General features: G+C 58.5%; 13 protein-coding genes. 4 read left to right on the top strand and 9 right to left on the bottom strand.

The features are described from left to right. Positions 1-135: 135 nt before the first annotated feature. Positions 136-1,650 (top strand): ABC-F family ATP-binding cassette domain-containing protein, encoded by a 1,515-nt coding sequence (locus tag AB4Z23_RS03705; RefSeq protein WP_441359997.1) that lies wholly within the window; start codon positions 136-138, stop codon positions 1,648-1,650. Positions 1,651-1,693: 43 nt separating this feature from the next. On the opposite strand, the gene AB4Z23_RS03700 is transcribed toward AB4Z23_RS03705, so the two are convergent. From AB4Z23_RS03700 to AB4Z23_RS03690, 3 genes are all read right to left on the bottom strand, one after another. Next, positions 1,694-2,455, bottom strand: coding sequence for an RES family NAD+ phosphorylase (locus AB4Z23_RS03700; RefSeq protein WP_421477924.1), 762 nt, complete (start codon positions 2,453-2,455; stop codon positions 1,694-1,696). Next, positions 2,415-2,798, bottom strand: a complete 384-nt coding sequence (locus AB4Z23_RS03695; protein ID WP_038490193.1) for an MbcA/ParS/Xre antitoxin family protein — start codon at positions 2,796-2,798, stop codon at positions 2,415-2,417. Before AB4Z23_RS03695 ends, AB4Z23_RS03700 begins: the two co-directional genes overlap by 41 nt. Before the next feature lie 96 nt (positions 2,799-2,894). After that, positions 2,895-3,317 (bottom strand): organic hydroperoxide resistance protein, encoded by a 423-nt coding sequence (locus AB4Z23_RS03690; RefSeq protein WP_003511906.1) that lies wholly within the window; start codon positions 3,315-3,317, stop codon positions 2,895-2,897. 193 nt (positions 3,318-3,510) lie between these two features. On the opposite strand from AB4Z23_RS03690, the gene AB4Z23_RS03685 reads away from it, so the two are divergent. Further along, entirely contained in the window at positions 3,511-3,969 is a 459-nt protein-coding gene (locus tag AB4Z23_RS03685; protein ID WP_038490190.1) for a MarR family winged helix-turn-helix transcriptional regulator, read from the top strand. A gap of 78 nt (positions 3,970-4,047) precedes the next feature. Further along, positions 4,048-4,914 carry a hypothetical protein gene (locus AB4Z23_RS03680; protein WP_441359996.1) on the top strand — a complete coding sequence of 289 codons (867 nt, stop codon included), beginning with the start codon at positions 4,048-4,050 and terminating at the stop codon, positions 4,912-4,914. Between the two features lie 46 nt (positions 4,915-4,960). On the opposite strand, the gene AB4Z23_RS03675 is transcribed toward AB4Z23_RS03680, so the two are convergent. The 3 genes from AB4Z23_RS03675 to AB4Z23_RS03665 all read right to left on the bottom strand — a co-directional run bounded on the left by AB4Z23_RS03675 (position 4,961) and on the right by AB4Z23_RS03665 (position 8,049). Then, positions 4,961-5,989 carry a calcium-binding protein gene (locus AB4Z23_RS03675; protein WP_198927933.1) on the bottom strand — a complete coding sequence of 343 codons (1,029 nt, stop codon included), beginning with the start codon at positions 5,987-5,989 and terminating at the stop codon, positions 4,961-4,963. Positions 5,990-6,255: 266 nt separating this feature from the next. After that, positions 6,256-6,981, bottom strand: coding sequence for a L,D-transpeptidase (locus AB4Z23_RS03670; RefSeq protein WP_013635657.1), 726 nt, complete (start codon positions 6,979-6,981; stop codon positions 6,256-6,258). A 159-nt stretch (positions 6,982-7,140) separates the two neighbouring features. Further along, on the bottom strand, positions 7,141-8,049 hold the full coding sequence (locus tag AB4Z23_RS03665; RefSeq protein ID WP_441359995.1) for a L,D-transpeptidase: 909 nt from the start codon (positions 8,047-8,049) through the stop codon (positions 7,141-7,143). 167 nt (positions 8,050-8,216) lie between these two features. Here AB4Z23_RS03665 and AB4Z23_RS03660 point away from each other — a divergent pair, with 167 nt between their 5' ends. Beyond that, complete coding sequence (locus AB4Z23_RS03660) at positions 8,217-10,937, top strand: heavy metal translocating P-type ATPase (RefSeq protein WP_421477921.1); 2,721 nt, start codon at positions 8,217-8,219, stop codon at positions 10,935-10,937. 45 nt (positions 10,938-10,982) lie between these two features. Here the strand turns inward: AB4Z23_RS03660 and AB4Z23_RS03655 are convergent, their stop codons facing one another. The 3 genes from AB4Z23_RS03655 to AB4Z23_RS03645 form a co-directional block, all read right to left on the bottom strand. Beyond that, positions 10,983-11,948: an alpha/beta hydrolase family protein gene (locus tag AB4Z23_RS03655; RefSeq protein ID WP_441359994.1), complete on the bottom strand. Its 966-nt coding sequence runs from the start codon at positions 11,946-11,948 to the stop codon at positions 10,983-10,985. 260 nt (positions 11,949-12,208) lie between these two features. Then, a complete protein-coding gene (locus AB4Z23_RS03650; RefSeq protein WP_003511896.1) occupies positions 12,209-13,834 on the bottom strand; it encodes a cisplatin damage response ATP-dependent DNA ligase in 1,626 nt (541 codons plus the stop codon). Between the two features lies 1 nt (position 13,835). Further along, positions 13,836-14,852 (bottom strand): ligase-associated DNA damage response exonuclease, encoded by a 1,017-nt coding sequence (locus AB4Z23_RS03645; protein ID WP_421477919.1) that lies wholly within the window; start codon positions 14,850-14,852, stop codon positions 13,836-13,838. Positions 14,853-14,973: the final 121 nt, after the last annotated feature.

The following is a 14,973-nucleotide window of genomic DNA, read 5'->3' as shown; positions in this document are numbered from 1 at the left end:
CCCGAAAGGCCGCGCAGAATGCAGCTTGTCTGCCGTTGCGCATGTTTTCACGACGGATCACCTCGAACCGATATCCCGTACTGCATTGTCGCAGACCACGGTTCGTCACAGATCCGTTTTGCCAGAGACAATTTCATGACCCTTATCACGCTTCGAAACCTCGGAATCATTCTGGGAAAGCCGCTTTTTTCCAATCTTGGCCTCACCGTGAATGCCGGAGACCGCATCGGCATCGTCGCTGCGAATGGCCACGGCAAATCCACCCTGCTGAATTGCCTTGCCGGTGAACTGGACGCTACCAGCGGTGATATCACCCGGCTGCGCGGGCTGACGCAGTCCATCGTCCACCAGCACCTGCCCTCCCCGCTTTTGGAAAAGACGATGCGGGACGCCGTGCTTTCCGCCCTGCCGGCGGATGAGATCGACAATGAGAGCTGGCGCGCCGACATTATTCTTGATGCCATGCTGGTGCCGGAACCCTATCGTCATCGCCATTTGAAAGAACTGAGCGGTGGCTGGCAGCGACTTGCCATGCTGGCGCGGGCGTGGATCACCGAGCCTGACGTTCTCCTGCTCGATGAGCCGACCAACCATCTCGACCTCGAAAAAATCAACGTGCTGGAAAGCTGGCTCGGTCAATTGCCGCGCGACACGGCGGTCGTCATCGTCAGCCATGACCGCGCCTTTCTCGACAATGTCACGAAGACCACGCTGTTCCTGCGGCCGGAAAATTCGGCACTGTTCCGGCTGCCTTACGGCCATGCGCGCACGGCACTCGAAGAGGAGGATGCCGCCGATGAGCGGCGTTTCCAGCGCGACATGAAAAAAGCGCAGCAATTGCGCCGGCAGGCCGCCAAGCTCAACAATATCGGCATCAATTCGGGCAGCGATCTTCTGACCGTCAAGACCAAGCAATTGCGCCAGCGTGCCGAGAAACTGGAGGAGAATGCGCGCCCAGCACATAGCGAGCGCTCCGCCGGCAAGATCCAGCTCGCCAATCGCGGCACCCATGCCAAGGTTCTGGTCACTCTGGAGGATGTGACAGTCTCGACGCCGGACGGGACATTGCTGTTTCGCACCGGCCGGCAGTTTGTCCACCAGGGCGACCGCATCGTCATTCTCGGCCGCAACGGCGTCGGCAAGACGCGGCTGATCTCGCTTCTGAAAGCGGCGGTGATGGATGAAGGCCAAATACAGGACGGCATAAAGACTACGCCTTCGCTGGTGGCCGGATATGTCGATCAGTCGCTTGCCGAAATCGACGACGACAGCACGCCATTTGCGCTCATGACCCGCCGATTCGACATTGGCGACCAGCGCATACACGGCCTGCTTGCGCGTGCCGGTATCGACATGGAAATGCAGAAACGTCGGATCGCAACGCTTTCCGGCGGCCAAAAGGCGCGGCTCGCCATGCTGGCGCTGCGGTTGGCGGAACCGAATTTCTACCTGCTGGACGAGCCCACCAACCATCTTGATATAGACGGGCAGGAAGCGCTTGAGGCGGAAATCATCAACCGTTCGGCCAGTTGCGTCTTCGTCTCGCATGACAGGAGTTTCGTGCGGGCGGTCGGAACACGTTTCTGGCTGATCGACAAGCGCAGGCTGGTGGAAGTCGACGATCCCGAAGCGTTTTTCGCGTCGGCATGAGGCCCGTCAAACGGGCTGAGAGTAAAAACAAGCGAAACGCCCGTCAGCCCAACAGGCTGGCGAGGCGTGGATCACCGGAAAAATCCGCGACCGCAAACCCTGTTCTGCGCATCGGAAATTCGCACAGTGCCTGCACCCCGGTCTTCGACAGGCGGATGCGCCAGCTCATCCGTTCCACCGGCATTTTTTCGGCAAAGGCTGTCGGCGACAGGACCGCGATATTGAGGCCACCTGCGGGATCGCGCACCGAGCGGTAGAGGATCGCCTCGATCTTCGCCAGACGCGCCTGCTCGGCCAGCGCCTGGCATGGCTCGTAATTCTGCAGGTCGGTCCACAGCGCCTCGTCCCGGTTCAATTCCGGTTGCGTCAGGTCCAGCGCCGCGCTGGTGGCGATACGGGCGGCAAAGGCGGAATAGTCGGCGGGATTGGCAGGCAGCGGTGTGCCGGGAGATTCCGCATAAAACAGCAGCCGGTAGAAGGCCATTTCGGCAAGCGCGGTTTCCACCTTGGCTGCGGCGTAATAAACGCCTTCGGTAAAGCCAGCCCGGCGGAAACGCGAGCCATGTGGATAGGCCGCACCATACCGGAAGGGCGTGGCAAGAAGATAATCGAGCCCGGCGCATTCCGGCGGAAAGGGCCGCTTGCTCGCCTCCAGAATATCTTCCAGCAGCGATTGCTCCTCCACCGTATCCACCAGCTTCATGGTGGAAACCTGATGCTGTGCTTCCACCAGTCGCCAGTATTTTCCCGATGCGGCGCGCTTTTCAGACAGGAGCGCGTCGGGCGTCCAGATAGGAGAGGACATCGATCAATCCGGTAATGGTGGTGAGCCTCTCGGCAGGCACGGCGTTGAGCGCCGTATTGTGATTGCGCAGCCAGTTTTTGGCTACCGCCTCATCGCCGCCGGCGATTGCATCCAACGAACGGAAAACCCGGATCAGCAGCACCGCAAGCTCGAAAGACTTGGCGCCCGGCTCCAGCAGGAAATCGAGCCGCTTCATGCGCGACACCGTAGGGGCGGAAACACCGAGAATATCCGCGGTGCGGGCCGCGTTAAGGCCCAGCCGCTCGGCAGCGGTCACAACGGCCTTGGTGACGACCCTGCCCTGCGAAGCAGGATCCATGGCGGTCTTGGCGTGAATATTCATGGCATATATCCTTTCCCTAGAAAGAATATAGCACTTTTCTTTCCATAAACAAGAAGGCCGGGGATTAACCCGGCCTTGCTGCTAGAACTTGCTGGATCAGGCCACAGAGACCGGCACTTCCGTAGAGGTGCGCATGGCGTGGCTGTAAGGGCACACGATGTGGGCGGCGGCTACCAGTTCTTCTGCCTTTTCGCGCTCAAGACCGGGAATGTTGACCTTCAGCGACACTTCGATGCCGAAGCCGGTGCCGTCTTCACGCGGACCGATGCCAACGGTTGCCGTCACAGTCGTGTCTTCAGGAATCTTTACCTTCTGCTTGCCGGCGACAGCCTTCAAGGCGCCGAGGAAGCAGGCGGAATAACCGGCTGCGAAAAGCTGCTCCGGATTGGTGCCGCGGGCGCCATCGCCGCCGAGTTCCTTCGGAACGGTCAGCGTTACGTCGAGCACGCCGTCTTCAGACTTGGCGTTGCCGGCGCGGCCACCGGTGGCGGATGCTTTGGTCGTGTAGAGAATAGGCATGGCATTTACTCCCGTTGGGTTGGTGTTGGGTTTCTTATAATGCGCAACTCAATTGTGCGCAATATAATTTTGCACATTGAATAAAAAATTGTTTTTTGCGATAATTTCACGAAATTTCGCCGCGCATCCATGTGGCAGGAACCGAAAGGCAGGGCTGATTGTTCCCTTCCCGGTTGATTTTTGGAGCAGAACAATGGGCGCAGAGAGCGACGACACCAATTTGGAAAGCCTGCTGAGGCTGGACCAGCAGATATGCTTTGCCCTTTACGGCGCGGCGCACGCTTTCACCCGCGCCTATAAGCCGCTGCTGGACCCGATCGGCCTGACCTATCCGCAATATCTGGTCATGATGGCCCTGTGGGAAAAGGAAACCTCCACCGTCAAGGCGCTCGGTGAAATGCTGGGCCTCGATTCGGGCACGCTTTCGCCGTTGCTGAAAAGGCTGGAACATGCCGGGCTGATCACCCGCAAACGCGGAACTGTTGACGAGCGGCAGGTGCTGGTGGCCGTAACGCCCAAGGGCGCCGATCTCAAAAAGGAGGGCGTGAAGATCATGGCGGCAATCGGCGACGCCACGGGCTGCGGGCTGGAGGAACTGGTGCAGCTGCGCGACCAGGTGAATGCGCTTAAAGATGGGCTTGCGAGGAGCTAACCCCTGAAAAACCAGGGGTCATAACGCATCTGTTAACCACTTCCCGATAAAGTTGCATTTATATTTTATGCAGCTAAAATGACTTATGGCTGCGTTCCAGCCCCAGAAGCCGATGAAGGCATTTTGCGGCAGATTTCAAAAGGCATGGCGATGGCTTTTATCTCTGCAAATTCAATGGCGCTGACCATTCTCAATCAAACTTTTTCAGTGACAAAAATATCGAGCAAAGATGCCGCAAGCTCGATACTCGCGATGGTATCCGGAGGCCAGCAAAGAACTGCACAGGCCATTGAGACGATTTCGACGCTCGCTTCGCAGGCTACCAAAGCAAAGCTGGAAACCGTCGCAAAAAAAGAAACCGTCTCCGCCGCCATTCCGCAGGCGACGATGAGCGCCATGAACGCCGCCGCCACGAATATGATGTCGTCCTATTACGTCAATCCGATTGAGCGCACGGCGGAAAATGCGGAGTTCATCGTAACGAACCTGATCATCCAAGCATCAAGAGCCAGTCCACGCTATGATCCCGAAATCATAGTACCGCCGCGTGAAGAATATAATGCTCAGTATGCTGAATGGGGTGCAAAACGCATCGCGAATGGCGAAGATGAAACTGTTGTTAAAAAGCAGGTCGAGCATTTCACCAGTGATCGCGCCTATGAGGCTCGCGTCGAATTGGCAGCACTCAGAAAAGCAAACAATGGCTATTACTGCGCAGTATCACGCCAAGATATGTATTATAGCGAAAGAGCTTTGAAGGAATTTTTCGGTTCCGCTATGGCTCTTAAACTTGGAGAAAACGGCCAAGTATCCGTGACACCAGGCGTTATATACTATGATAATGGACGGAAACTGATTGAATACAAAGAAAACGGTGAGTTGGAAATATTTGATTCAAATGGAAATGTCACAAAGAAATATAAAAAGTCAGAGCTTCAATCCTAATAAATTTAATAAGGCTCCGCCGCTTGTCCCGGCGGAGCCGTTCGCATCATGCATACACGCCAAACTCAAACATAGAACTATTTAAAGAGGCTGATGACACCCCGTTCAAAATAACTTCAACATCGCCCACAGTTATACTTGCGTACCCGGTTGAATTATCGATGATCGTTAAATCGCTGAATTCATCGGCAATGGCGTTATGAAAACGTAGCTTATCAACGCCGATTTGAAAGTCTTCAACCAAACTCGAAGCGCCAATTGTTACGAACTGGAAAGTATCCGCACCCGCGTCACCCCAGAGAATGTCCCTACCGGAACCGCCATCAAGCAGATCATCGTTATCTCCACCATGTAGCTCATCATTTCCCGCACCGCCGCGCAACTGGTCATTTCCGGTTCCGCCAAAAAGCTTATCGGCGCCGTCTCCACCGCTAAGCTGGTCGCTTCCGGGTCCGCCGTAAAGAGTGTCATCGCCAGCATCGCCGGACAGATTGTCGTTACCACCCTGACCATCAAGATAGTCATTTCCGGCGCCACCGAACAACCAGTCATTGCCAGCGGCATTCAATTGCGCCGGCCAGGGATTTACCGCGGTCGTATCACCGTACAACGTGTCGTCTCCGGCGTTGCCAAAGAGCAGATCGTCACCGCCGTCGCCTTCGACCCTTTCCCCAAGCTGACTACCGACGAATATATTGCTGTTCTCGCGGCCATAGATCGTCACGCCGGGCGACATGTATGTGACGCTCGAAAAATCTGCCATTCCAGCGAAATAGACTGGTTTTACCGGCCAGGAGGTGGCGCTGTTAAACTCGATACGTTCCACGCTGTCCAAGCCATTGTGGTCGATCATCACGGCAGTCCAGGAGTAATAATACTTGGGAGCGACGTAAATCGTGTCTACACCCGCGCCGCCATAAAATTTTTCCCATCCGTTTCGAACACCACCCAGAGTGCCGGTCTCGCTGCCGCCCAGCTGAAATACGTCGTTTCTCGCCACACCATAGCGATCACCGTAAAAGATTTCGTAGGGGCTAGTACCGACCTGCCAACTATTTGAGAGATAAAGAGTCATGCCATTCACTCCTCGATGAACGACAGCGATATTAGAATGATTGCAATGCAGGAAATTCATTTCGAAAATACTTATGAATACCGAAACACATTATAGTATAAAATCAAAAAAAGTCACGGAATTTCTAAATATACTACAGAATTGATTATTAACATTAAAAACAATATCGATATATTAGAAATAAATAATGGCCACAACATGCTTCATGTTGCAGCCATTATTCGCCAGTTCATTTAGCGGATGCCTATCAGAGCTTCCAGTCAGACCTACTGCCAAACAACCACACGCGCCTTCTGCGGCACGCGGTCGTAGAGGTCGATGACGTCCTGGTTCATCAGGCGTACGCAGCCGGAAGAGACGGCCTTGCCGATGGAGTTCCATTCCGGCGATCCATGCAGGCGGTAAAGCGTGTCCTTGCCGTTCTGGAAGATATAGAGCGCGCGGGCACCGAGCGGGTTTTTCAGGCCCGGTGGCATGCCGCCGTTCTTGGAAGAATATTTGACCAGTTCCGGCTGGCGGGCGACCATTTCGTCCGGCGGGGTCCATTTCGGCCATTTCTGGCGCCACTGGATGACGCCTTCGCCGGACCAGGCGAAACCATCGCGGCCGATGCCGACGCCGTAACGCATGGCGCTGCCGCCCTGCTCCACGACATAGAGGAAACGCGAGCGCGTATCCACGACAACGGTGCCGGGGCGTTCGCCGGTCGGATCGACTACGCGCTGACGATAATAACGCCGGTCGATCTTCTGATAGGGAACCGCGGGAATGACGTAACCGCCATCCTCGACCGAACCGTACATGACGGCCAGTTCCGCATCGCTAACGCCCGACGAGAACATCTGGCGGAAATCGCTGCCGATGCTGCTCGCCTGCTGGCGAATGGCTTCACCCGTGCCGGAAGAAGCGCAGCCCGCCAGCAACGAAGCGGAGGAAATACCCAGAAGGGAAAGGAAAGTGCGTCTGGAAAGATCTGTGTCGGTGCTTGTCATAAGGCCGGATTGTCCCACATTTCGAACGGCTATATCGCCGTTGTACATCGTTTGTTCCACGTACACAGGCGTATTGCGAAAATAGTTAACCGACCGCTAAAAGCCAGTCAGAAGGCGCTGGGGGAACCCCACGATACAGCGCTTTCTTTTAGAAAGTGGTCAGATAACCACAATCTGTGCGCCCTTCGGTACGCGCTCGTAGAGGTCGATCACATCCTGATTGAGCATGCGCACGCAGCCGGACGAAGTTGCCTTGCCGACGGACTGCCAGTCGGGCGTTCCGTGCACGCGGTAAAGCGTGTCCTTGCCGTCCTTGAAAATATAAAGGGCACGCGCGCCGAGCGGGTTGTTGAGACCCGGCGTCATGCCGCCATTGGCGGCGGAAATGGAGGTGAGTTCCGGCTGGCGCCTGACCATTTCGTCGGGCGGCGTCCAGCGCGGCCATTTCGCCTTCCACTGGATCTTGCCGCGACCCGACCAGGCGTAACCGTCGCGCCCGAGGCCAACTCCATACCGGATAGCCTTGCCGCCCGGCTGCACCAGATAGAGAAAATGCTGCTTCGTATCCACGACGATTGTACCCGGCGCTTCCGCCGTCTGGTAGCTCACCTCCTGGCGGAGATAACGCGGATCGATGCGACCATAGGGAATGGCCGGCAGGGACCGGTCGTCATCGCGGATCGGGCCATACATTACCCGGTGCAGCGGATTGGCGACCGGAAGGCCATAGGCCATCGCCTGACCTTGCGCCTGCGGCACATTCAATCCCTGCACCTGCGGCGCGCTCAGGCCCTGCCCGCGCACCGGCGGGCCGTATTCCTGATGGAAGCGGGTTCTGAACAGATCCGGCGGGCGCGTGGAAAGCTGACCCGGCTGTGGTGGCAGTTCCGGCTGGCGATTGGAGCTTACGGAATTGAAATTGAACACCGGCGCCGTTTCCTGAACGAAGACGTCCGGGTTCATCCGGCTCGTATCCGTCACGAAAAGGCAGCCGCTCAGGAAAGGCAGCAGCGCAATAACCGCCAGCGAGGCCGCCCGGCGGCAGTTTTTCAATAGGAGTGCTGTCATCTGAACCGCTTCATGAAACCAAGTTTGAAGGCATGATGCATTGCGCGGCTGGCGCGAGGCTGGTGTGTGCCTTTCAAAAAAAATCGGAAAAGCGCATTTTTGCCCTTGAACCTCTAGTTGCTAGAGGTGCCAGATTGGCTGTCGAGTGGAATTCAGGAGCTAGAACCATGAATATTTCGACACGCGGCAGTTTGAACGGGGAATCAGGAGACCTGACCTTCACGGTCGGCGGCATGGATTGCGGCAGCTGTGCGGCGAAGATCGAAACGGCGCTCTCCCGCCTCCCCGGCGTTGCCGACGTCAAGGTCTCCGTTGCGCGCGAAAGGCTGAACCTTTCGCTGGCGGAAGACAAAACGTCGGTCGCAAAAATCGAGGATACGCTGCGCAAACTTGGCTTCAAGCCCGCTTTGCTGCCGCAGGATAAGGCTCCGGGCGAAAAGATTGCGGCGGAACATCACGATCATGGGCATGATCATGACCATTCATCGTGCGGTGGTCACCACCATGCGGAAGCAGCACCGAGCATCGAGCAGAACAATGCCCTGACCTTCTCTGTCGGCGGCATGGATTGCGGCAGCTGCGCGGCCAAGATCGAAACCGCGCTCTCGCGTCTGCCCGGTGTTGCCGACGTCAAGGTATCCGTTGCGCGCGAAAGGCTGAACCTTTCTCTGGCAGACAACAAAACCCCGGTCGACAAGATCGAGGACACGCTGCGCAAGCTCGGCTTCAAGCCTGCCTTGCTGCCGCAGGAAAAAACCGCACTCGGCAAGGTCGAAGAACATAATCATGATCATGCGGACGACCATGACCATGGATCATGCGGCGGTCATCACGGCCATGATCACGATCACAAACATGATCATTCAGGCCACGACCATTCGGGCCATGACCACGCCGACCACGACCACTCAAGCTGCGGCGGCCACCATCATGACGATGCGAAGCACGCGCATAGCCACGGGAGCGTTGAAACCGTCGCGCAGAGCGCCGACATAGGCCACGCCCATGGCGCGGATGAAAAAGGCGTGTGGTGGCGCACCGCCAAGGCGCGCAACACCTTCACCGGCACCATTCTCGTGGCCGTTGCCTATGCGGCGGAGCTTGGCTTCCCGGCATGGGGCAGTTACGCCTTCATCGTCGCAACGCTGGTCACGCTGTTTCCCATTGCGCGCAACGCCTTCAACGCCGCGCGTTTTGGCGCGATCTTCACCATCGAGATGCTGATGACGATTGCCGCCATCGGCGCCATCATCATTGGCGAGGCGGAAGAAGCGGCGATCGTCGTGCTGCTGTTCTCCGTTGGCGAGTTGCTGGAAGGCTTTGCCGCCGCACGTGCCCGCTCGGGCATCAAGGCTCTCGGTTCCCTGCTGCCAAAAACGGCACTGGTGGAAGAAAACGGTACGCTTCGGCAGGTGGCCGCCGATAAGGTTCGCATCGGACAGGTGGTCGTGGCGCGTCCGGGCGACCGCATTGCCGCCGATGGCGTGGTGATGGAAGGCGAATCCAGCGTCGATGAATCGCCGATGACCGGCGAGAGCATTCCGGTCGCCAAGGAAAAAGGCGCACGCGTCTTTGCGGGTTCGATCAACCATGACGGTTCGCTGCGCATTCGGGTCGACCGCGCGCCGGAAGACAACACCATTGCCCGCATCATCACGCTCGTTGAAGAAGCACAGGACGCCCGCGCCCCGACCGAGCGCTTTATCCAGAACTTCTCGCGTTATTACATGCCGCTGATCGTCGCGATTTCCGCACTTACCATCGTCGTGCCGCCGCTTGTGGGCCTTGGCGATTGGGACACCTGGATTTATCGCGGTCTCGCCCTGCTGCTGATCGGTTGCCCCTGCGCACTCGTCATTTCCGTTCCCGCTGCCATCGCCTCCAGCCTTTCGGCTGCGGCGCGGCACGGTATGCTGGTGAAGGGCGGTGCGGTTATCGAGATGCTGGCACGCACCGAAACCGTGGCCTTCGACAAGACCGGCACGCTGACGCTCGGCGAACCTGTCGTGACGGATGTCGTGGCTCTTGACGGCAACGAGGCCGGGCTGATCGCGCAGGCCGCGACCATCGAGAACGAGTCCAGCCATCCGCTTGCCAGAGCCATCGTCAACCATGCCAACAAGGCAGGCGTAACTCCCCTGCCCGGCTCGGAGATCAAGGCGATTTCCGGTCGTGGCATGCAGGGCACCGTCGGCGGCAAGCGCCTGTTCATCGGCGCGCCGCGTTTTGCAACCGAAGTTGGGACCGTATCGACGGAACTTGCAGAGCGCATTTCCGCACTGGAAAGCGAAGGCAAGACCGTGGCCGTCGTCATGGCCGAGGGAGCGGCAAGCGGTCTCTTCGCCATGCGCGACGAACCGCGCAAGGATGCGGCAGAAGGCATCAAGGCACTGAAGGAGATGGGTATTTCCTCGCTTATGCTGTCTGGCGACAATGCCCGCACGGCAAAGGCAATCGGCAACAAGCTGGGACTTGAAGCGCGCGGCGAACTCCTGCCGCAGAACAAGGTCGAGGAAATCCGCAAGCTTGCCCAGAAGAAAACCGTGGTGATGGTGGGCGACGGCATCAACGATGCGCCCGCCCTCGCGGCTGCAAGCGTCGGTGTCGCCATCGGCTCAGGCACGGATGTGGCGATGGAAGCGGCGGATGCAGCGCTGATGCGCAACAATGTCGGCGATGCTGCCCGCCTGATCGGCCTATCGCGCGCCACCATGCGCAATATCCACCAGAACGTAACGATCGCGCTCGGCCTGAAGGCGGTATTCCTGGTAACAACGGTTACCGGCCTCTCCGGCCTGTGGCTCGCTGTCTTCGCCGACACCGGCGCTACGGTTCTCGTCACCGCCAATGCCATGCGGCTGCTCGGCTACTTCAAGAAGAGCGCCTGACTTTACGAGAGGGCCGAAAGCTGCAAAGCGGTTTTCGGCCCTTTTTTATGCAAATTCGTTGAAAAAGCGGATGCTTTCCGTCACGGCGCCCGGCACCACGCCATTGTGTGTGCCGGGCAGCAGTTTTTTGTCGACCTTGAATCCCGAATACACGGCGCGGTCGACGAAAAGCTGGTGATCGGCGTCGAACGGGCGCTCCTCCGTGCCGCGCAGCAACAGCGCCGGGCATTTGAGGCTGGGGCCGAAACAGACCGAAGAGCGCATGATGAATTCCCGCTCGTCGGTTTCGTCGAAACAGAGTTCGTCCGAGTAGCGGTTGAAGTAACGCCATGAATTGACGCCCGCCGAAATCGGCGCGGCGGCACGGAATTTGCGGCTCATGACGGCCAAAAGCGTCAGCGTGCCGCCATTGGAATGCCCGGCAATGAAGAAGCGTTTCCTGTCGATACCGGGCAGGCTTTCCAGATAGGTCGCCGCCGCCAGCGCATCCGCTGTTTCGTCGTAGAAACCGGAGTAATTGCCGTTCTGGCCGTTTTCGCCCCGGAAGGACGGCAAAAGCACCACGAAACCCGCCTCCCAATAGGGCTTCATCATCGCCCAATGGCCGTCACCGGTGGCGTTGCCGCCGTGCAGGAAAAGCACCGCGGGTTTGAGTACCGTCGAGGGCTGATAATGGGAAAGCCAGGCCACAAGTTCGATGGAACCATCCGGCCCGCCACGATAGGTGACCCGTTCCGCGCCCGGCGGTGTGCCGAGCGGCGATGATTTTTCCGGAGCGGACATTTTGCGCAGCAAATGGGTATGGAACCGTTTACGCGCCTCGCCGTAATCCTGCTTTTCCAGCGGCAGCACTTCGGGCGTGGGAATGCCCGCTTTCCCACCTGCGGGCAGAAGTGCCGCTGCTGACAGGCCCATGGCACCCACAAGCAGATTGCGCCGCGTCAGGCTCCTTAAGGTCGCGCCGCTTTCTTCCTGTCCGAATGCTGAGGAGAGAAAGCGTTTATCTGGCATATGCGCACCTGAGTGATCAAAACATTAGAAGCAGTTCAGCACTGCGGCGAGAGGCTGTCCAATCACGGATTCGCGAATGACAACAATGTATTCGCAGCCATCATGGCATTTTCTGGACAAAACATTCCCTTACTCCTGGGCTTGTTACAGGAATCCAGTCCACGCGCATCGGCGCGGCGGGAAGAGTCCCATCAGCCCAAGGACTTGGGCTGGCTGGATCCCTGTGACAAGCACAGGCATGAGGGAGACAGCGGAGACCCCTACCCATCAACGCCATCGATCATCGCCACAAGCGTCGCCAGGCGATCCGCCTCCGCCGGGAGTTTGTCGGCGCGAAGCCTCGCAATGCGTGGAAACCGCATGGCAACGCCGGATTTGTGGCGGTTGGAACGGTTGATGCCCTCGAAAGCCACCTCCAGCACGAAACCGAAATCCGGCGTGGCGCGCACCGCGCGCACGGGTCCGAAACGCTCGACGGTATTGTCGCGCACGAACTTGTCCAGCACTTCAAGCTCCGCATCGGTAAAACCGAAATAGGCCTTGCCAACCGGCACCAGCTGTTCACCATCCTCCCCTTCCGCCCATACGCCGAAGGTGAAATCGGAATAATAACTCGAGCGTTTGCCATGGCCGCGCTGCGCATACATCATGACAGCATCGATATTGTAGGGATCGCGTTTCCACTTGAACCACGGTCCCTTGGCCCGGCCGGCCTGGTAGGCGCTGTCGCGGCGCTTGATCATGACGCCTTCGATCACCGGATCGGGCGGCGCGGCGCGCAGCGTATTCAGCTCGTCCCATGTTGAAAAACCGATGAGCGGAGACAGGTCGAAGCGGTCATGCGGGGCATGTTCGATGATATCCGACAGGCGGCCACGGCGTTCTAGATAGGTCTGCGCGCGAATGTCGCTCTCACCATCGAACAGCAGGTCATAGGCGCGGATGAAGGCCGGATAGTCATCCTGCATCTTGGCCGTCACCGTCTTGCGGTTCAGCCGTTGTTGAAGGTCGGAAAAGGTGCGCGTGAGATTGTTGGAGCGCGCCGTGCCGCCAATCAGCAATTCACCATCCATGACGCCTTCAAAATCGATGGCATCGAGCACGTCGGGAAATGCGCCAGAAATATCGTCGCCGGAGCGGGAGTAGAGTTTGCGCGTCTCGCCTGCGCGGGAAAGCTGCACACGGATGCCGTCCCATTTCCACTCGGCCGCATAATCGGCCGGGTCCAGACCATCGAGATCGCCGTCTGCAACCGGGGTGGCCAGCATTACCGAGTGAAAGATGGCGGGCGTCGCCAGAACCGGCCGCTCGGACTTGCCCTCGAGCCAGGCGAAAAGCGTCGTGTAAGGCGGCGTCAGACCGTGCCAGAGGGTTTCGATTTCGATGATGTCCTTATCCGCGAAATCCGCCAGTGCCTGCCGCGCCAGCCGCGCCGAAACGCCGATGCGAAGGCTGCCGGTTGCGAGTTTCAGGAAGGCGAAACGCGAGGAGGTATCGAGCCGGTCGAGCAGATCGCGCACCGCTCCGCGCACTTCGGTGCGGCCGAGCGAATTCATCAGCGTCACGACTTCGCCAAGACGGGGATCCTGCGCCTCGGAATCATCCAGACCGCCGATATTGCCCCAGACCAGCGAGATGGTCTCGGCCAGGTCGCCGACATAATCGTATGAATAGCGGAACAGCACCTCGTCCATGCGCTCCAGCACCAGCTCGCGCAGCATTGCGGGCTTGACGCTTTTGAGGTCCAGCGTGCCGGCAATCGCCGCTAGCCCATACCCCCGGTCTGGGTCAGGCGTATCGCGGAAATAATCGGTCAAAAGCTTCAGCTTGCCGTTGCGCGATGGGGTGAGGACAAGTCGGTCGAGAAGGGTGGCGAAGGCTTTCATCTCAATCCCCCTCGTCTTCGTAACCGACAAGATGCAGCGGTTTGGCAGCAATGCCCTGCAATTCGCACCAGCGCACCAGCGCCTCCTCGCGACCATGCGTAACCCAGACGGCCTGCGGGCCAATTTCCTTGATGGTTTCCAGCAGTTCCGGCCAGTCGCAGTGGTCGGAGATGACCAAAGGCAGCTCCACGCCGCCCTGTTTCGCCCGCTGTCGGACCATCATCCAGCCGGACGCGAATGCGATCAGCGGCTCGTTGAAACGACGCGCCCAGCGCTCCTGAAATGCAGAGGGCGGGCCGACGACGATCGCGCCCTTGAAGATGGCGGGATCGCTTTTTTCAAGCGTCGCGGGGCGTAGATCACCTAGATCGATGCCCTGCGACACGTAATAATCGCAGAGCCGCGCCAGCGCGCCGTGGATATAGATGGGATCGGCATAACCATTGTCGCGCAGGAGCCTGATAACGCGCTGCGCCTTGCCGAGCGAATAAGCGCCGACCAGATGGGTGCGCTCGGAAAACTGCTTGATGGAGATGAGCAGCTTGCCGATTTCCACCCGCGGCAGCGGGTGGTGAAACACCGGCAACCCGAAGGTGGCCTCGGTGATGAAGACATCACACGGCACCGTTTCGAAGGGTGTACAGGTGGGATCGATACCGCGCTTGTAATCGCCGGAGGCAACGATGCGCATGCCGTTCATTTCCACGGAGATCTGCGCCGAACCCAGCACATGGCCCGCCGGGTGGAAACCGACGGTCACGCCGTTTACCTCCACCGTCTCCCCGAATGCGACCGCCTGCTCGCTGCCGCAGAAGTCCTCGCCGTAACGGATGCGCATGATATCGAGCGTCTGGCGTGTGGCCAGCACCGCCCCGTGGCCGGCGCGGGCGTGATCGGAATGGCCGTGGGTTATCAACGCGCGCGCCACCGGCCGCACCGGGTCGATATAAAAATCGCCCGGCGGGCAATAAAGACCCTTGGGCGTGGAGTTCAGGAGCTGTTCCGGCTTCATATTCATTGAGATAGGGCCGCCCGCGCGAATTTAAAGTGCTGCGAGCATAACGCGGAACGGGCGTTAAATTTCCAGGGGTGCGGTTTTGTTTTCGCGCTCAGAGGTCGCGGGTATATTGGAAAGGCCC

The sequence above is a fragment of the Agrobacterium sp. MCAB5 genome, assembly GCF_052114365.1.
In the GTDB taxonomy this organism is placed as follows: domain Bacteria; phylum Pseudomonadota; class Alphaproteobacteria; order Rhizobiales; family Rhizobiaceae; genus Agrobacterium; species Agrobacterium tumefaciens.
The sequence above is the reverse complement of the archived record's forward strand: the minus strand, read 5'-3'. Positions and strand labels throughout refer to the sequence as shown.